The sequence below is a fragment of the Stenotrophomonas sp. YJH_SMC_69 genome (assembly GCF_059370495.1).
The window spans coordinates 246597-263096 of sequence record NZ_JCAFTS010000006.1 but is presented as its reverse complement, the minus strand read 5'-3'; the positions used below and the strand labels follow the sequence as shown (position 1 = coordinate 263096).

18 protein-coding genes and 1 tRNA gene are annotated in these 16500 nt (G+C 64.4%); 4 read left to right on the top strand and 15 right to left on the bottom strand.

Annotated features, from left to right (window positions below):
* Positions 1 to 28: 28 nt before the first annotated feature.
* Positions 29 to 451 carry a response regulator gene (locus AC5P8F_RS13045; RefSeq protein WP_014648113.1) on the top strand — a complete coding sequence of 141 codons (423 nt, stop codon included), beginning with the start codon at positions 29 to 31 and terminating at the stop codon, positions 449 to 451.
* Between the two features lie 8 nt (positions 452 to 459).
* Here AC5P8F_RS13045 and AC5P8F_RS13040 read toward each other — a convergent pair whose 3' ends face one another.
* The 7 genes from AC5P8F_RS13040 to AC5P8F_RS13010 form a co-directional block, all read right to left on the bottom strand.
* Positions 460 to 1398 carry an alpha/beta hydrolase gene (locus AC5P8F_RS13040; protein WP_046432083.1) on the bottom strand — a complete coding sequence of 313 codons (939 nt, stop codon included), beginning with the start codon at positions 1396 to 1398 and terminating at the stop codon, positions 460 to 462.
* 84 nt (positions 1399 to 1482) lie between these two features.
* Entirely contained in the window at positions 1483 to 2346 is an 864-nt protein-coding gene (locus AC5P8F_RS13035) for an alpha/beta hydrolase (RefSeq protein WP_100450488.1), read from the bottom strand.
* A 49-nt stretch (positions 2347 to 2395) separates the two neighbouring features.
* Complete coding sequence (locus tag AC5P8F_RS13030) at positions 2396 to 2860, bottom strand: lysis system spanin subunit (RefSeq protein WP_180835141.1); 465 nt, start codon at positions 2858 to 2860, stop codon at positions 2396 to 2398.
* A gap of 3 nt (positions 2861 to 2863) precedes the next feature.
* Entirely contained in the window at positions 2864 to 3400 is a 537-nt protein-coding gene (locus tag AC5P8F_RS13025) for a glycoside hydrolase family protein (protein ID WP_346601436.1), read from the bottom strand.
* The gene (locus tag AC5P8F_RS13020) at positions 3397 to 3594 is read right to left on the bottom strand and encodes a hypothetical protein (protein ID WP_014038210.1); all 198 of its coding nucleotides are present in this window, start codon (positions 3592 to 3594) and stop codon (positions 3397 to 3399) included. The genes AC5P8F_RS13025 and AC5P8F_RS13020 overlap by 4 nt, the downstream gene beginning before the upstream one ends.
* Before the next feature lie 125 nt (positions 3595 to 3719).
* Positions 3720 to 4148 carry a hypothetical protein gene (locus tag AC5P8F_RS13015; RefSeq protein WP_014038211.1) on the bottom strand — a complete coding sequence of 143 codons (429 nt, stop codon included), beginning with the start codon at positions 4146 to 4148 and terminating at the stop codon, positions 3720 to 3722.
* The gene (locus AC5P8F_RS13010; RefSeq protein ID WP_164077280.1) at positions 4138 to 4398 is read right to left on the bottom strand and encodes a YdaS family helix-turn-helix protein; all 261 of its coding nucleotides are present in this window, start codon (positions 4396 to 4398) and stop codon (positions 4138 to 4140) included. The genes AC5P8F_RS13015 and AC5P8F_RS13010 overlap by 11 nt, the downstream gene beginning before the upstream one ends.
* A gap of 85 nt (positions 4399 to 4483) precedes the next feature.
* Here AC5P8F_RS13010 and AC5P8F_RS13005 point away from each other — a divergent pair, with 85 nt between their 5' ends.
* A complete protein-coding gene (locus AC5P8F_RS13005) occupies positions 4484 to 4990 on the top strand; it encodes a hypothetical protein (protein WP_041863715.1) in 507 nt (168 codons plus the stop codon).
* Positions 4944 to 5312: a hypothetical protein gene (locus tag AC5P8F_RS13000; protein ID WP_495228315.1), complete on the top strand. Its 369-nt coding sequence runs from the start codon at positions 4944 to 4946 to the stop codon at positions 5310 to 5312. Before AC5P8F_RS13005 ends, AC5P8F_RS13000 begins: the two co-directional genes overlap by 47 nt.
* A 395-nt stretch (positions 5313 to 5707) precedes the next feature.
* On the opposite strand, the gene AC5P8F_RS12995 is transcribed toward AC5P8F_RS13000, so the two are convergent.
* From AC5P8F_RS12995 to AC5P8F_RS12970, 6 genes are all read right to left on the bottom strand, one after another.
* Positions 5708 to 5935, bottom strand: coding sequence for a helix-turn-helix transcriptional regulator (locus AC5P8F_RS12995; protein ID WP_495228305.1), 228 nt, complete (start codon positions 5933 to 5935; stop codon positions 5708 to 5710).
* Between the two features lie 218 nt (positions 5936 to 6153).
* The gene (locus AC5P8F_RS12990; protein WP_495228303.1) at positions 6154 to 6435 is read right to left on the bottom strand and encodes a hypothetical protein; all 282 of its coding nucleotides are present in this window, start codon (positions 6433 to 6435) and stop codon (positions 6154 to 6156) included.
* A 720-nt stretch (positions 6436 to 7155) separates the two neighbouring features.
* A complete protein-coding gene (locus AC5P8F_RS12985; RefSeq protein WP_495228301.1) occupies positions 7156 to 9729 on the bottom strand; it encodes a DEAD/DEAH box helicase in 2574 nt (857 codons plus the stop codon).
* 4 nt (positions 9730 to 9733) lie between these two features.
* A complete protein-coding gene (locus AC5P8F_RS12980) occupies positions 9734 to 11851 on the bottom strand; it encodes a site-specific DNA-methyltransferase (protein WP_495228299.1) in 2118 nt (705 codons plus the stop codon).
* 297 nt (positions 11852 to 12148) lie between these two features.
* Positions 12149 to 13369: a tyrosine-type recombinase/integrase gene (locus AC5P8F_RS12975; protein WP_495228298.1), complete on the bottom strand. Its 1221-nt coding sequence runs from the start codon at positions 13367 to 13369 to the stop codon at positions 12149 to 12151.
* Positions 13370 to 13547: 178 nt separating this feature from the next.
* Positions 13548 to 13623, bottom strand: a tRNA-Lys gene (locus tag AC5P8F_RS12970).
* A 177-nt stretch (positions 13624 to 13800) separates the two neighbouring features.
* On the opposite strand from AC5P8F_RS12970, the gene AC5P8F_RS12965 reads away from it, so the two are divergent.
* A complete protein-coding gene (locus AC5P8F_RS12965) occupies positions 13801 to 14757 on the top strand; it encodes a DUF2268 domain-containing putative Zn-dependent protease (protein WP_346601435.1) in 957 nt (318 codons plus the stop codon).
* A gap of 117 nt (positions 14758 to 14874) precedes the next feature.
* Here the strand turns inward: AC5P8F_RS12965 and queC are convergent, their stop codons facing one another.
* Both queC and queE read right to left on the bottom strand, forming a co-directional pair.
* Entirely contained in the window at positions 14875 to 15540 is a 666-nt protein-coding gene (gene queC / locus AC5P8F_RS12960; protein WP_032958954.1) for a 7-cyano-7-deazaguanine synthase QueC, read from the bottom strand.
* Positions 15541 to 15618: 78 nt separating this feature from the next.
* The gene (queE, locus tag AC5P8F_RS12955; RefSeq protein WP_032958953.1) at positions 15619 to 16320 is read right to left on the bottom strand and encodes a 7-carboxy-7-deazaguanine synthase QueE; all 702 of its coding nucleotides are present in this window, start codon (positions 16318 to 16320) and stop codon (positions 15619 to 15621) included.
* Positions 16321 to 16500: the final 180 nt, after the last annotated feature.

The following is a 16500-nucleotide window of genomic DNA, read 5'->3' as shown; positions in this document are numbered from 1 at the left end:
CACCGTTGCTGTCCGGAGTTGTCGCGTCATGTTGCTGTCCAAGCGCCACGTTGAACCCCGCGTCCTGCTCATCGAGGACGCCGAGGAAACCCGCGAGCTGAGCCGACTGGCGCTGGAAAGCCAGGCCTGCCACGTAGTGGGCGTGAGCTCTGCCGAAGCGGCGCTGGGCCTGCTGGCGGCCGGTGAGCGTTTCGACCTGCTGTTCACCGACGTCAATCTGGGTGCGATCAGTGGCATTGAAGCCGCCAACCGGGTCCGCAGCCTGTATCCCCAGCTGCCGATCCTGGTGACGTCGGGCATGGACCAGCACCAGGTGCTGCCGCAGCTCCGCGACGGCATCCATTTCCTGCCCAAACCCTACAACATGAGCGAGCTGCTCGACGCCATCCGGCTGTGCTTCCGGCACGCCGATGTGGGCGTATTGACCGGGCCGGATGCACAGGCGGCCTGAGGCACCCATCATCCGCTGCTGTACGGCCCGGTACCCGGGAACACCTTCAGCAGCGCGCGGGTGATCATGTCCGGGTAGACGGTGAAATGGTCCTCGCCGTCGATCACCATGTTCTCCACCTTCAATGATCGCCCGCTGCTGCGCAGCTGCTCGGCGAACTCGGCGTTGTGGCGCAGCATGTCGTTGCGGGTGAAATAGCGCGGCTCCGGCTTGACCGTTTCGAAGCTGCCGATCGACAGCACCACCGTGGTCGGCTGCGCAGGCGCCTTGGCTTCGGCCAGCATGCGCGGCACCCGATGGTTGTCGAACCACAGCGACGGGCTGGACAGGATGTAGCTGCGGAACATGTCCGGGCGCGTGGTCAGCACGTAGGCGCCGAACAGGCCGCCATAGGAATGACCGGCATAGGCTCGCCGCGCCGGATCGGTGCGGTAGCGCGCATCGATCAGCGGCAGTACGCGCTCGGCGAGGAAGTCGCGGTAATGCGCGGCGCCGCCGTAGCTGACGTCGTCGCTGTAGTCACGCGGATCGGTGCGCGCCGGATCGCTCGGCGTGTAATCCCGCGAGCGGCTCTGCCTGGAGGTCAGGCCTTCCTGCGGCGGCAGCCCGACCAGGATGAAATCCTCGATGTTGACGCCCTTCTGCCCGACCAGGTTGCGCACGCTGCGCACCAGCGGGAAGCTGTACAGCGCATCGGTCACGTACAGCACCGGATAGTGCTTTTCCGGATGTGCGGCGTAGTCGGCCGGCAACGCCACCCAGATCGGGTAATCGCGTCCCACCGGGTCGTGCACGCGCAGCGCCTCGGTATCCGGCAGCACCACGCCCTGCGCGGCGGTGGCCGCGCTTTCCTTCGCTTCATCCGGAGTTGCCGGTGGCGCCACCGACATCGCACAGCCCCCCATGGCCAGGCAGGCCGCCACACTCCATCCACGCACACGCTGCATCCACACTCTCCCGTTGCGGGCGACGCACCCGGGTGGCGTCGCTACCGCATCCTCACACGTCGCGCGGCGCCGCGCCACGCGCGGTCAGGGCGAGGCCGGCGGCGGCGCCGGGAACAGTGTGCGCAGCGCCTGCAATGCGGCCGGGTGGTAGACGGTCGCGTGGGTTTCCTCCGGCAGCGGCAGGTACTTCACCAGCGGCGACGGCGAGGCCTGCTGCAGCAGCGCGGCCAGTCGTGCCGTGGAGGCGGCCAGTTCCGGTTGCCCGCTGCTGGCCAGGAACACGTGCGGCTGTGCACGCGTCACCGCCGGCAGCTGCCGGGATGCTCCGGCCAGCATCGCACCACGGTTCCACCACAGGCTGGGGTCCAGCGCGATATAGCTGTTGAACAGCGTCGGCTCCTGCAGCAGCGTCTCGACCACGAACAGGCCAGCCAGCGACTCACCGATCAGCGCACGCTCGTCTGTGGTCGGGTAGCGCTGGCGTACCTGCGGCATCAGTTCATCACGCAGGAAGCTGCGGTAGGCCGCCGAGCCACCGATGCGTGGCGCGATCTTCTGGTCCTGCGGGTCGCTGCTGGGGCCGGTCATGTCGCGGCGGCGCTCGGTATTCTCGATGCCGACCAGCAGGAACGGACGCATGCTGCCATTGCCGGTCAGCACCTGCACCAGCCCTGCCACATGCAGGAAATCCTCGCCGATGCCGCCATCGGCCATGTACAGCACCGGCAGCGGCGCCTTCGGATCCAGGCCCCAGGGCTGCGGACGATAGACATTGATGCGGCGGGTCTCGCCCAGTGCCTTCGACTGCACGGTGAAGGTCTCGCCGATGACCAGTGGTGCGGCCGCAGCGGTCGATGCCGGCGGTGCTGCCGGCACGGTGGGAACAGCTGCGAGGCCCGGCCCTGCGGCGGCCAGCAGGATCAGAGCGGAGAGAGCGACGACGCGCATGCGAACTTCCATTTTCGAGAGGACGGCCAGCATAACTGCGCCGGCGCCCTCAACGGCGATCCAGTTCGATCACGGCCTGGCAGGCACGGAGCTGGTCGTCGGCATCGCGTCCGATTCGAACAAGCGCTGCCGCAACCTCTGCTCGTAACCGGGCGCCCGCATCACGTTCGCCGGTGCGGGCGGCGGCTTCGGACAGACGGCCGGTATGGCACGCGGCGAGGTCGTCGCGCAGGCGGAGAGTGCCAGCGCGCAGGGCAGCCACCACATCGGCATCCACCTCGGCCGCGCGCTCACGATCCTGTTCATGTTGTTCCCCCAGTGAGGCCATCGCCTCGCTCCGTTCTTCCTGATCCCGGCGCAACCGCCGTTCGGACTGCACCGCGCCGGCCTGTTGCTCCACATCGGCACGCGCCATCGCGAGGTCGCTGCGATCACCGCGCCAACGCCAGCCAGTCATGAACATCAGCAACGACCACAGCAGCAGCGACGCCATCACCACCAGCATGCGCGGCATGGGTCACTGCTCCGCCAGGCAACGCGCATGGCGCTGCTGCTGGCGCTCCCACACTCCCCAGCACACGGTGTTGGGGCGGCCGTCGATGCGGGTTGAACAGTCGTAGCCCCCTGCCCGCCTCCACAGCAGCAAGGCATCGCAGGCCTGGTGATACTCACCCTGCAGCAGATGCCGGCGCATCGACGACGCGCGCCAGTTGCCGATGCCGTACTGGTAGAGGAAATCGACATAGACGTCGTACTCGCCCTGGCTGAGCGCCACACCGGGCAGCGACGCGCGGAACTCCCCTTCCTCCCTGGCCAGATGAGCCTGCACGGCATGCAGCGCGCGTGCCGGCGTGGTGCGGTCGCCCAGCCTCACCGGCGTGCCATCCTCGCGAACGGTCGAGCCGAAGCCATAGGTGGGCCGGTCATTGCGCGTGGGCACCACTGCGGCGTCGGTGTATCCCTCGCGGTCAACGATGGCGATCAGGCCCGCAGCACTCAGCGCAAGCGCGGCGACCAGGCTGCGTACCGGCAATGTACTGCCGGGCCGGCTCATTCGCGCTCCCTGCGGCGCCATTCGCGCAGCCAGCGCCAGCCCAGATAGGCAATCTGCGCCGCCAGGTAGATGATGGTGAGGACCACGACCAGGCGGTCCAGGGTGATGCCGGCTGCAAGCGCACCGGCGACGGTAACCGGCGGCGCCGACTTGATGGCCGCCGCGCCGGCCGTGCTGATGATTTCTTCTTTCATGATGGGTCCTGGAGGGAATGCAGGCCGCGTCGCATCGACGTGGCCCGAAGAGGTGCCCGCCCCGCTGCCGGCTCGGCACGAGGGTTGTTCCGGTCGGGAGGCGGGCGGAAGATCGGTTCCGCCGCTCATGCGGCCTGGGCGATGCCCTCCATCCAGCCACGTACGCGCTGGAAGCCAAGTTCGACCAGGTTGAGGTAATGCCGGTTGGATACCGGCCGCTGCCCGCTGTTGGCCAGCAGCAGATTCGCCGTTTCGAATCGTTCGACCTTGCGTCGGCCACGCCCGCAGTAGTAGCCGCGCAGCGCACAGGCCATCGCCACGTTGTCACGCGCGACCGCCGTGATGATGTCTTCGATCTGCTGCGCCAGCTGATCGGTTTCCAGAGGCTTGTAGCCCTGGGCCCGCCCCGGCATGTCACCACGATGCTCGATCAGCACCGCCAGCAGGTTGCGCGACTGGAAGCCGAGGTATTCGCAGTCGCGATGCAGCGCATATTCGCCGCCCCAGTGCTCTAGGCGGCTGCGGACATACTCACCGAACGTATCAAGCTGCATGGGTGGCTTCTCCTTTGACGGGCGACGGGGCCGGACCGAACACATCCGGGCGCAGGGATTCGCGGCGCACGGTGCCCGCAGTGGCCAGCTCGATGCGCCGGCACAGGCGCGCGCCGGGCAGCTTGTGGCCGCGGGCGATCATGTAGAGGGTCCGCAGCGCGCAGCCGGTCTGGTGGGCCAGGCGGCGCATGACGGGACAGCTGGGGGTGCCGTAGCCCCCTTGGGAGATGGCGTAGTCGATGAGGTTCATGGGCCACACATTACTGTCACGGTAATGGATAGTCAATACCGTTTTGGTCATTTGCTGGATTGGTAATGCAGCGCACCATCTACAGATGGACGCCAGTACCGCTCGCACCCTCAACATGCGCCTCCGCGTGGCCGCCGCCGGCGGCCCGGCCGAGTGGGCCCGCCTGTACGGTGGCACCCGCTGGGCCCAGCCCCAGGTCAGCCAGTGGATTTCCGAGAGCAACCCGAAGAGCATCGGCCATCGGCTTGCGCGCGATCTTGAATCAGTGATGCAGCTTCCACATGGAACGCTGGATCGCGTCGATCAGGACGGAGACGTGTCGCTTCAGTCTCAATCTACGGGACTGGATTTCGAGAAAATGAGCGCTGCGGTCAAGGTGCTTTCGCACTACCTGGAGCTGGTCGGCGATCCACCGGAATGGATCTACGATCCCGTGCTGCTGGAGACCGCATTCATGGTCGTGGACGAGTTCGGTCAGCCCTCTGCACCGGACAATGTGCTCGACCTGACGAAGCTTCTGGCAAGACGGATCAGGGAGGCAAAGGATGACTCACACGCGACTCGAGGAGCTCGCACAGCGGTTGGCCGCTAGGACCCAGGAACTGCGCGGCGAGCGCACCCCGGCGCCGGCATTGCGGGTGGTGGCGGGAGACGCACATGTGGTCCGCGGGGAGAGGCGCATGGACGCGGTCATGCGCGAGTGGCATTGCCGCATGATCCGCAACGTACGCCGACGCTGGGGCGAACCCATGCAGCATGTGATCGATCAGGCATGTTGCGGTGTGGTCAACATCGAGCAGCTCGCCGACGACGCACTGATCCAGTTGCACAAGGACATGGAGCGCGCGGAGGAGTGTATCCGCGAGGGCATTTCCTTCCACGACGCCGGGCTGTTGCGCGCGCATTACGGCTGACAGCGTCCCTGGCCGGCCGGAAACGGCCGGTTCTGATGAGATCAATTACCTGAAATTACCTTTATTGTTACCTTAAAGGTAATTTTTTTAAGGTGAGCGACGTGGGGGCAGCAGCGACGGAAGCGGGTGCGCGGAGCGCCGCCTCCCCGCACCCGCTGCCAGCGGGCGCCGGGGAGTCGATAGCACCTGCAACACCGCATCGTTGCAGCGGCGCTTCCCCCATTGCGGAAGTGCTTTGAAGGAAGCAACAAAAAAGGCGCCCCTTGGGCGCCTTCTTGATCGTCAATGCAATGGTGGGCCGTGAAGGCTCCCAACCGCGCAGCTAACCCCGCGAACTTATTCGGGTTTCCCAAATTCAAGTTTCGCAGCTACCGCCAAAGTTACCGTCAGCGGTGTCAGGCTGCCGCGATGTTAGCATCACGTTCGGCCACACGCGCCTGCATCCACTCGGCGACCTCGATCGATACCCAGACCGCTGCCGTCGCCGACAGGTGTACCGGCCTAGGGAACTTCCCCTCCTTGATCCAGGCGTACAGGGTGGATTTGCTCACTCCAACTGTGGCGAGCACTTCGGGCAGGCGCAGGAAGTGGAAGGGAACCGGGGCTTGCTGAAGATCGTTCATGGGGTTGCGTCCTCAAAACAGAAAGGCCCGCCAGCGGTCCGGTCGCTGAGGGCCTCGATGAGCTGGATGGATTGGGGTGAAAGGATCGCGGCGGTGCGCCGCAGGGGCCTAAGGGGGTACGGGGGTGATCCGCGAATGCGCGACGGGTCAAATGCCCTCGCGGAATTTTGCGGTGAACCATTTCAGCCCCGCTTGGCACCGCTTAACGAAAGCGCTGCTTAGGCGGCCAGGGGCACTACAGTCGTACCGGGGTGGCCCTCGGTCGCGCGTTGGCGCCGAATGGTGCCAGCCTTGCGGCGATGTCTGACCCAGTAGCCCTTGCCGTTCTGAGCGAACCCTTTGGCGAGCATTTGACGGATCGTGAGGCAGCGGCGGGGGTTGGCCGGATCGTCGAAACTGCCGACGCGGTGGCGGTCGAAGACCGAAACGGAATTGAAGAACTGGCCGCAGGTCGGGCACTGGCAGCGGTTGCCGGAAAGTTTCATGTTGGCGTTGCTCATCGTGGGCATCCTCGTGGTGGTGACAGACAGGCGCGCACGGCCGCCCCTGCCGCGTGCGGCGACAAGGGGCAATGCGCTGGGGAAAAGGCGTTGGCACCGTTTTGCGAAAACGGGCCTTGCAGCACCGGGGCGGTGCGATGGTTGCGGGGCGGCCCTCAGACGGGCCTTGGCTGTGAATGGTGCCGGCTTAGCGGCGGCCTCCTAGCCTTGATGGCGGAGACCACACAGCAGTAGAGGAGATCAGGGAGCAAGACCGCCGAAGTCGAACCCAACGACAATCAAGGCGGACAGAGGAGCACCTAGGATCACCTCGGTGGAACCATGGATAACTCGTGGTGGTGAATCTCTGGTCTTAACCGCCAGGTGGTCTATGGAACTCTATGGCACTGAACAGTCCCACCTCGGTGATCCGTAGTGGCTCTTAGGAATAACCTAGGTCTCCCCCTCCCCCTATAGTCCCCCTCCCCTTCAGGCGGAAGCGGCAGGGCGGGCAGACGGCTGGTGCCCTCTCGACCAAGCGAAGGGCAGGCAGGGCAGGCATAGGTGCCTATTGCGGGGGTAACAGCCAAGCAAACTTCGCCGAAAATTCGTTTGTTCCCCCGTACGTGACCACTATATCTAACGTCGGCGATCGTGCAGCTAACGTGCAAATTCTAGGTAGAACAAAGTCGACTGAGCTGCGGGCTTCTCTATCCCTACTACAACTACTAAAACCCCGGCTCACTCGTAGTCGTCTGCCAGCGCTCCAGCGAACAGTCCGGCCGCGTCCTTGGCCTCGGCAATGGCCTTGCGCACTTCCGGGCGGGTCAGGTCCAGCGCGCGCAGCTTGCCGTTGGCCGCTGCGACCGACTCTATGCGCCGGTAGGTCCCGGCATGGGTCTCGGCGTACTGCGCCAGTCCTTGCAGCTTGGGCAGCGCATCGGCCAGGTGCAGGCCGTGCGGGTCTACCAGGTCAACCACCACCTTGCCGTTCTGCTCGGCGAAGAACAGGAAGTCCGGGCGGACGATCTTGTATTGGTCAGCCTCGACGTAAGCGATGCCCAGCGACGACTGCCCTGGATGCTGCGGGTTGCGATACCAGAAAGCGAAGCCCTCGCGCTTGGTTTCGGTCTCGAAGACCGTGGTCTCCCAATCGTTCAACTGCGTCGGATAGTTCCCGCCTTCATCGCACAGCAAGTGGTGCTTCCAGGTCGGCAAGTCGGTTTCCTTATCGCCCTCGCGCACCTTGGTCATCTCAAACTTGCTTTCCGGCTTGACCAGGCCCACGTCCTGCGGCTCGGTGCTCATCTCGATGATCTGCCGGTAGGCTTCTTGGCGGTCGTGCTTCAGCACCTTGATCCGCGGCGCGTATTCGGCCAGCCAAGCCTTCGCCAGCTTGCCGGCCTCGGCGTCGAAGTAGGCCTGCACTTCCGTCACCAGGCCCAGGCCGGCGACGGTCACGCGCGCCTCCATGATGGCTTCCAGGTATTCCTCGGGGTCTTCCTCCCGATCCGCCACCTTGTCGGCCAGGTACTCGACGTAGGTGCGCGCAATGTCCGGACTGAAGATGCGCGCCGCGCGCCGGTAGGCGTCGTCGATCACCGCGATGTCGGCTTCCTCCCAGAACTCGTTGAAGGTCATCGCCTTGTTCTTCAGGCTGGCGACCACGGTTTTGCCGTCCACCACCAGCACTGAATCGCGCTTGGTCTTGATCTTCTCGGCGTTGTCTTTCTGGAACTTGTCCAGAGCCGCGTGCAGGGCCGCATGGGCTTTCCTGCCGGCACCTTCGAGGATGCCGTCATCGGCCAGTTCCTGCGCCAACGCGGTCAGGCGCTTGGCTGGTTTGGCGCTCTTTTGTGGCCGGGTCTGCGACGGCAGCGCCTCGAAGGCCTTCCACACAACCGCCGAAGCGGCCGGGTTGGGCTTCATCTCCACCGGGTTGACCAGGATGCGCCCGGTCGGCGGGGTGGTGTCGTCGCCACGGAGCAAGGCCTTGACCACATCATCCACGGTCTTGCGGTTGAACTTCGGCAGCAGGCACTCGACCGAATTCAGGCGGTCGTTGCCGGGAATCCGCCGCGCCAGCGGGGTGCGCACCATGCGGCCGAGCAATTGCGTGATATGGGTCTTGTCGCTGGCGGCGCGGAAGGAAACCATCACTTCGGCGCGCGGGCAGTCCCAGCCGGTACTGATGGCGTCCTTGGCGATCAGCACGCGCACCGCGGTCGATTCCTGCACCCGCTGCGGCTCGATGTAGGGCACTTGGTGGCCACCAAATCTCTGCGTTGTGTGCTCGCCGAACACATGCGCCACGCTATCGCGCGGCAATTCCGGGTAGCGCGCGAACAGCGTATCCAGCCAGCGCCCAACTTCGTTCGGGTCGGGGGTGTTGGGCACCTGGAACACCAGCAGCGGCACCACTTCGCGCGATTCTTCCTGCTGTCGCGCGTACTCGGCCCAGACCTCGGTCGCTTCCTTCAGCTTGTCGGCGGCGCGGCGCACCAGCACGGTATCGAAGTCGCCGGTTTCATCGGGAACATCAAGAATGATGTCGTCCTTGATGAGGCCGGATTCCTGCACTTTGACCGGATCAACCACCACATTCGGTAGCTTGACGTGCTGGCCCGCGCTCGCAATCGCCTTGTCGAAGCGTTCCACCGTGGCCGAGATGCCCCACGCCACCGGGATGCCCTTCACCCCGGACGCGCCGTTGATGATCCGCTGCACGATGGTGCTCCTGGCCGTTTCACTGGCAGCGCTCGGCGTGCCCATGCCGCGATGCGCTTCGTCCAGCACCAGGTACAGGGTCAGGCCGGGATCTTCGATGGTGTTCTGGATGGTGTCCCACAAGGTGTATGCCTGCGCATCCGGCCGCTGCTCGAACAGGCCGCCCTTGTCGTCGAAGCCGCGTACCAACAGGCTGCTCTTGCTGAACTTCTGCGTGTTGAGGAAGTAGATTTTCCCGGCCTCGAACTTGGGCCGACTGAAGGGGTGCTCGACCACCACCATATCGCTGTGGTTGATGCGGTCGCTGGCTTCCAGCAGGCGGAAGCGCGTCTGCTCGTTCAAGGAGGGATCATCGCTGAACCAGATCACCACCGCGCCGGGGTCGGCGTCGAAGTCGAATTCGTCGTCGCCGTGGAATAGCGCCTCGAACGCGGCGGCGGCCATGACGGTCTTGCCTGCGCCGGTCACGGCGGTCAGGGAAAAGGCGCTCTTGTCGCCCTCGTTGTGCCAGTAGCGACGGGCCTTCCTGAGATTGGCCAGGGCATCGCGCACGGCGTCGCGCTGGTAGTCCTTGAGGGTGAACTTCATACCATCATTCCCCGTTAGTAAAGCTGAAATTGGTCAGGTACGACTCGTACAGGCGTACCGGCTCGACGCCTTTGGGCAGGCGCCTGGCGACGGATTGGAAGCGGCGGTCGTCGTCGGTGACGATGAAGGCCAAGCGCGCGTCATGGGCCTTGGCCAAGGCCGTGATGAAGGGTGTGGCCTTATCCACTTCGGTCAGCAAACCATACGCATCGGCCACAGCCCAGCCTTCGACGGGCAGTTTGTCGATGCGCTTGCCGCACGCGCCTGCGCGCAGCCACAGCAGCGGCGCGATGCGGGCATACGCCAAGTTATGGCCGACCGACTTCTCAGCTTCGTAGGTCAGGGTGAAGAACTCGGCATTCTCCTCGAACCCGTCGGCCATCGGGAACTCGTCGGTGAACTTGTAGTCGCCTTTGATCGGCTCGCCATCTGGGGTCTTGCCAGTAATGGCTGCCTGCACGCGTGGCTTGGTGATGTAGTCGCAGATACCCCACTTCTCCCACTCGGGATCACCCGGCCGAAAGCCTTGCTCACGCAGAGCCTTCTGCTCGTCGGCCGCCACTTCGTTGTTGGTGACCGATATGCATTGCCGACGGCCGCCGTACTGCTTGTTCAAGCGCATAACCGCATGCGCCGTTGTGCCTGAGCCGCTAAAAAAATCCAAAACAAGTGCACCAGGTTTGTCTTTAATGAAGAAGCGCAGGGTATCTTCAACCGCGTACAGTGACTTTGGGTAAGGGAAGCTTCGCCCTGGCATCAGCACCTTGTTGAGTCGTGTTCCATGTGCAGTTGCGTCGTGCGATGTTCTATTCCATACAGTTTTTGGAAAACTTTCACGCTGAGAAACGTCCGTGTGCTCAAGGATCAGAGAGTTATCTTCACGCTTCCCGACGACCTCAATTTGACCAGATTCAATTCGCTTCTGATCGCCTTGGCGAACGTATTGAATGCTCCAGTATCCGGTCTCCTCGTCTTTCTTCCCAACCCTCAAGAAGCCGCCCTCTATCAGCTTCTTGGCAGTATCCGGAATAGCACCCCACGTAGCCGCCTTGCCATCATCACGTAGCGGCCAAACAGCAATGCGGTCTTTAGTTTCAGCGAACTTAGGAGCGGAGAGACCCTTCCCAACCGGGTCGCCAAGCTCAAGAATCAAAGACCTCTGCGGATCAATGAAAATTGGATAGAATTGGCCCTCTAGCTTCTCTCGTGGCGTACTGGTTCGCATAAAATTGAACCACACGCGACTTACCTTCCCCTTCCCCTCAGCGGAAAGCATGTTGTCGTTCGTTCTTCCGATTTTCGAAGCCCCGACTCGCGCAATCAGCAAATACTCTTCAACTCGTGAAAATTCACCATCACGGCTCGTTCCGTTCTGACTTATCACCGAGGTGATCATCTGAACCTTTGCCTCGGGCAGAACCTGCTCAAGAAGTAGCCTGAGCCTATGAACTTCCTTTTCGTCGATAGTGACGACAAGGACTGAATCCGCAGGATTCAGAAGCTCTTTTGCAATCTGCAATCGACGTTCCATCATCGCCAGCCATTTGCTATGGCGATACAGGTCATCCCTCTCGACGTAATCGTTGTTGTACTTCCAGTCCTTTGCACCTGTGTTGTACGGAGGGTCAATATAGATGGCATCCAATTTGCCTCGGTGCGTATAGGTCAGCGCCTTCAGAACGTGGTAGTTCTCGCCATTGATGACCGTGTGGAAAGGCTTGTCGCCGCCGCGCGTTACCTTGCCCGTGCTCACGAGGCCGGGATGGATCAAGTCGCGGAACTCGGCGACCACCACCAGATCATCCCGCGAGACCGACTGCGTTTCCGGCTCTTCCACACCCAGCAATTCCAGGTCGGCGGTCTTCGTCGCCTTATGGATGGCCTTTACCTGCCAGAGTCGCTGGTCGCCCTTCTTGGTCTCGCCGCGCGGCGGTAACACCCGCACCTTGTCGCCCTTGCGAATTGGTCGTAGCGGCAGTTCCACCGCTTCCGGGCTGTGCCGTTCGAAGTTCAGGCCGAACGGCAGGCGCGACGACAGGACCTTGAACTCCCTGTCCAGGTCAGCCCCCAACTGCGGATCTTTCTTCTTCGCCTGGGCGATCAAGTCGGTCAGTCGGGACACATCGGCTCCTGTGGTGCTGCGGGCGGCCATCGAAGGCCGTATGAAGGCCGCGCGAGATTCCCCAAGTGCGGCCATGTCGATTTGCCATTCTAGCCGCCAAGCGCCATGAAAAAAGACAGATCAGGGTAGACAAAGGCAAAGAAAAATCGGCACCGACCGTGCAGCCTGACAGTGGGGGCGCACCACGCGGCGCTGCGGTCGATGCCCGGCCCGCGCGCTGCCCGCACGGCAGCGCTTCGGGATGCGAAGAAGGCCGCACAAGGCGGCCTTCGGTGTACCTGGAATATCCTGGCGCGCCTACGCGACGCGCTGCTTGAACGGCACGATGTTGCTGCCGGTTCGCAGGCCGTCCAGATAGTCGGCCCACACCTGCATCATCTTGCGACGCTCGGCCAGATGGGCGGTACGGTTGTAGGCACGGCCGTTCGGGTCGCGTACCGCGTGGGCCAACTGGTGCTCGATGAAGTCAGGGCGGAATCCCAGCACTTCGTCCAGGATGGTGCGTGCCATCGCGCGGAAACCGTGAGCGGTCATGGTGTCCTTGTCGTAGCCCAGGCGGCGCAGCGCGGCGTTTAGGGTGTTCTCGCTCATCGGCCGGTCGCGCCCCTTCACGCCGGGGAAGACGTACTCACGGCGGCCGGTCAGGGGCTTCAGTTCGCGCAGGATGTCCACCGCCTGCGCCGCCAGCGGTACCAAGTGGGGCTGCTCGGTCTTGCTGGCGGTGTAGCGCCACTCCGCCGCGTCCAGGTCGATGTCGGCCCAGCGCGCGCCCCGCAGTTCGCCAGGGCGCACGAAGAGCATCGGGGCCAGTTTCAGTGCCGCCAGCGTGACCGGGGAGCCGTCGTAGCCCCAGATGGACCGTAGCAGCCCCGCGACTTTGGCCGGCTCGGTGATGCTGGCGAAGTGTTGGGTCTTCGGAGATTGCAGGGCGCCCTTCAGGTCGGTCGCCGGGTTGCGCTCGGCCTTGCCGGTGATGATGGCGTAGCGGAACACGCGGTCGGCCAGTGCCCGCGCGCGGTGTGCGGTCTCAACCACCCCGCGTGCCTCGATCTTGCGCAGGGCACCCAGGAGCGCGGGGGTGCTGATTTCGGCGACGGGCAGGACCGCGATGGGAGCCAACTCTTGCTCGGCCAGGCGGCGCTCGCGGGCGAGGGTGCCTGCTGAGAGATTGGCTTCCTTGGTCGCCAGGTACTCGGCCGCCAGGGCGGCGAAGGTACTGGCGGCACGCTCAGCCCCGGCGGCCTTGATTGCCTTGCGCTGTTCGCCGGGGTCGATGCCTGCGGCCAGCAGCTTGCGGGCTTCTGCCTGGCGCTGGCGGGCGTCAGCCAGGGACACTTTCGGGTAGGTGCCAAAGGACAGGGTATTGCGCTTGCTGGTCACGGGGCGGCGATAGTCGTAGCGCCACCACTTGGCGCCATCGGGTCTCACCAGCAGGTAGAGGCCCTTCCCGTCGTTCAGCTTGAAGGGCTTGTCGGTCGGCTTGGTCTTGCGGATTGCGGTCTCGGTCAGCTTGCTCATGGCGGTAAAGGGATGGGCGGTAACTGGGTCACTGGGTACGCCTGTTACCGCAAAACCTACCGCCAGCTACCGCCGGCTTGTCAAGGACCGCCTCGGACTGCGGCGGACGCCAGACAACAAAAATCCCCAGAATTTCCGGGGTTTTCTGCACTGTACCGGACGATGCCGGTCTCGGGATTGGTGGGCCGTGAAGGATTCGAACCTTCGACCAAAAGATTAAAAGTCTTCTGCTCTACCGACTGAGCTAACGGCCCGATGCATCGCCCGGCCTTTCGGCGGGGTCCGCATTCTACCCTACTTTGCCGGGTCGCGCGAAGTACAGGGGTGTTGCGTGTCCCGGCCAGCGGCCGGCACTACCCGGTCGGGTCAGCCCGCTTAAACCTTCCGGGCCTTCCACGCATCCCATCCATGTTCACCACCCGGAGCCACGGATGCGCCTCACCTGCTGTCTGATCGCCATCCTGCTGTTGCCCTGCACAGCAGTGGCCTCGACGTCCCAGGTCGTCACTGACGACATCGCCCGCTTCTGGGCCACCTATGACGCGGTGCGCGCCGAGCCTGATGCCGAACGCCGCGTGGTGCTGGTCCAGCAACGCTACATCGATCCCGGCAGCCCCGGACTGCATGCACTGATGCAGGTCCGCAACTACACGGCCCGCGAATACGCCGAGGCCATGCAGTCATGGCCACGCTTCTGGACTTCGGTACGGCCGTTGACTGCGAACGCGCAGCAGGCCAGCGCCACGCTGGACCGGGACCTGGACGCGTTCCGCGCGCTCTACCCTGCACTGCGTCCGGCCACCATCACCTACGCGATGGGCGTGCTGCGTACCGGCGGCACCACGTTGGGCGACAAGGTGTTGATCGGGGCGGAGATGGCGCTGGGCGATGAGCGCGTGGACGTAAGCGAGCTGCCCGAGCCGATGCGCGGCCGCCTGCGGATCTTCTACGACAGCCGCCCCGGTGCGAACAACGCGCAGAACAACCTGCACGAGTACGTGCATACCCAGCAGCGCGAGACCACTGGCAGCCTGGCCCAGTACGCAGTACGCGAAGGCGTGGCCGAATACGTGGCAGAGCGCATCAGCGGTCGCCGTCCGGCACTGCCGCTGTACGCCTATGGGCCCGCGCACGAGGCACAAATCCGCACGCGCTTCCTTGCCGAGATGCACGGTGACAGCCTGGACAACTGGCTGTACAACAGCGCGCGCAATCCGTTCGGGGTGAGTGATCTGGGCTACTACGCCGGATACCGCATCGCGCAGGAGTACATGCGCCAACAGACCGACGAGGGGGCCGCCATCGCGCGGATGATCGAACTGGACTACGCCGATCCGGACGCGGTGCGCGGCTTCATCGAGGCATCGGGATGGTTGCAGGTCCGGTAGGTCAAGGAGTGCGAACCAACGGTTCGCACCCACCGAGAGGGGCGGCTTGCACACACCAAGAAGGGGCGGTTCGCACCTGCAGTGAAGCCGGCCAGCGGCCGGCTCTACCAGACGCGGTCAGGCGTACAGCGTGGGGTCGGGCACGCCGGCCTCGGCAAAGCCCTGCGCGCGCAGGCGGCAGGCATCGCAATGACCGCAGGCGGCGCCGTGAGCGTCGGCGTTGTAGCAGGACACGGTCAGGCCGAAGTCCACGCCCAGGCGCACGCCTTCGCTGACGATCTGGCCCTTGCTGAGGAACTGCAGCGGTGCGTGCACCTTGATGCCCGCACCTTCCACGCCCGACTTGGTGGCCAGGTTGGCCAGCGCCTGGAACGCCGCCACGAACTCGGGGCGGCAGTCCGGGTAGCCGGAGTAATCCACGGCGTTGACGCCGCAGAAGATGTCGTTGGCGCCAAGCACTTCGGCCCAGCCCAGGGCCAGCGACAGCATGATGGTGTTGCGCGCCGGCACATAGGTGACCGGAATGCCGGCACCGCCGGCCTCCGGCACGTCGATGTCGTCGGTCAGTGCCGAGCCGCCGATGCTGCGCAGGTCCACGTCCACGGTCTTGTGCGCGACCACGCCCTGGGCCTTGGCCACGCGGGCGGCAGCGTCCAGTTCGGAGGTATGGCGCTGGCCATAGCGCACGCTCAGGGCATGCACGGCGAAGCCCTGTTCCTGGGCCATGGCGATGACGGCGGCTGAATCCATGCCGCCGGAGAGAAGCACGACTGCCTTCTTCATGGGAAAAACATCCGGTTGGGAGGGGAAAGCCAGCACGCTGTCCCGCGCCGGAGTTACATCAGGGAACGCTGCGCCGGCTCATCGGCCCGGCTCGTCGTTCCACAGGATTTTATGCAACTGCATCTGGAAGCGCACCGGCAGCCGGTCTTCGACAATCCAGTCGGCCAGCTGCCGCGCGGTGATCTCGCCCTTGCTGGGCGAGAAGAACACGGTGCAGCGCTGCACCAGGCCGTGCCCGGCGACCATCGCCTTGGCCCAGTCGTAATCCTCGCGGTTGCAGATGACGAACTTGATCTGGTCGCGGGCGGTCAGCAGCGGCAGGTTTTCCAGGCGGTTGCGGGCGGCTTCGGCCGAACCCGGCGTCTTGATGTCGACGACGCGCGACACCCGCGGGTCCACCGCGCTGACGTCCAGCGCACCGGAAGTTTCCAGCGAGACGTCCATGCCGGCATCGCACAGCTTTTCCAACAGCACCAGGCAGCGCTTCTGCGCCAACGGCTCGCCACCGGTCACGCAGACGTGGCGCACGCCCTGGGCCAGCACCTCGGCCACGATGTCGTCGATATCCCACCAGGTGCCGCCGTGGAAGGCATAGGCGGTGTCGCAGTACTGGCAACGCAGCGGGCAGCCGGTCAGGCGCACGAACACGGTTGGCCAGCCGGCGGTATCGGCTTCGCCCTGCAGCGAGGTGAAGATCTCGGTGATCTTCAGGCGTGGCAGGGGCGACTGCACGATCTCACTGGGCGTGGCGGCGGCGCTGGACGGAGTAACGGCGGTCATGGCGGGTACTTCTTGGTGGGACACGTGGCGGGTGGGCTACCGTGGCCGGTAACGAACGCAGCCGAGCATGGCTCGGCTCTACGAAAACAACCGGGCAGACAGGGCCCGGCGCTGCCGGATCCGGGCGGGTTTGCCGAACCGGAAACGAAAGCAGCCGAGCGTGGGCTCGGCTCTACAGGG

Coding starts and splice junctions, on each gene's coding strand:
- AC5P8F_RS13045 (WP_014648113.1), top strand. CDS start 29: ATGTTGCTGTCCAAGCGCCACGTTGAACCCCGCGTCCTGCTCATCGAG.
- AC5P8F_RS13040 (WP_046432083.1), bottom strand. CDS start 1,398: ATGCAGCGTGTGCGTGGATGGAGTGTGGCGGCCTGCCTGGCCATGGGG.
- AC5P8F_RS13035 (WP_100450488.1), bottom strand. CDS start 2,346: ATGCGCGTCGTCGCTCTCTCCGCTCTGATCCTGCTGGCCGCCGCAGGG.
- AC5P8F_RS13030 (WP_180835141.1), bottom strand. CDS start 2,860: ATGCCGCGCATGCTGGTGGTGATGGCGTCGCTGCTGCTGTGGTCGTTG.
- AC5P8F_RS13025 (WP_346601436.1), bottom strand. CDS start 3,400: ATGAGCCGGCCCGGCAGTACATTGCCGGTACGCAGCCTGGTCGCCGCG.
- AC5P8F_RS13020 (WP_014038210.1), bottom strand. CDS start 3,594: ATGAAAGAAGAAATCATCAGCACGGCCGGCGCGGCGGCCATCAAGTCG.
- AC5P8F_RS13015 (WP_014038211.1), bottom strand. CDS start 4,148: ATGCAGCTTGATACGTTCGGTGAGTATGTCCGCAGCCGCCTAGAGCAC.
- AC5P8F_RS13010 (WP_164077280.1), bottom strand. CDS start 4,398: ATGAACCTCATCGACTACGCCATCTCCCAAGGGGGCTACGGCACCCCC.
- AC5P8F_RS13005 (WP_041863715.1), top strand. CDS start 4,484: ATGGACGCCAGTACCGCTCGCACCCTCAACATGCGCCTCCGCGTGGCC.
- AC5P8F_RS13000 (WP_495228315.1), top strand. CDS start 4,944: ATGACTCACACGCGACTCGAGGAGCTCGCACAGCGGTTGGCCGCTAGG.
- AC5P8F_RS12995 (WP_495228305.1), bottom strand. CDS start 5,935: ATGAACGATCTTCAGCAAGCCCCGGTTCCCTTCCACTTCCTGCGCCTG.
- AC5P8F_RS12990 (WP_495228303.1), bottom strand. CDS start 6,435: ATGAGCAACGCCAACATGAAACTTTCCGGCAACCGCTGCCAGTGCCCG.
- AC5P8F_RS12985 (WP_495228301.1), bottom strand. CDS start 9,729: ATGAAGTTCACCCTCAAGGACTACCAGCGCGACGCCGTGCGCGATGCC.
- AC5P8F_RS12975 (WP_495228298.1), bottom strand. CDS start 13,369: ATGAGCAAGCTGACCGAGACCGCAATCCGCAAGACCAAGCCGACCGAC.
- AC5P8F_RS12965 (WP_346601435.1), top strand. CDS start 13,801: ATGCGCCTCACCTGCTGTCTGATCGCCATCCTGCTGTTGCCCTGCACA.
- queC (WP_032958954.1), bottom strand. CDS start 15,540: ATGAAGAAGGCAGTCGTGCTTCTCTCCGGCGGCATGGATTCAGCCGCC.
- queE (WP_032958953.1), bottom strand. CDS start 16,320: ATGACCGCCGTTACTCCGTCCAGCGCCGCCGCCACGCCCAGTGAGATC.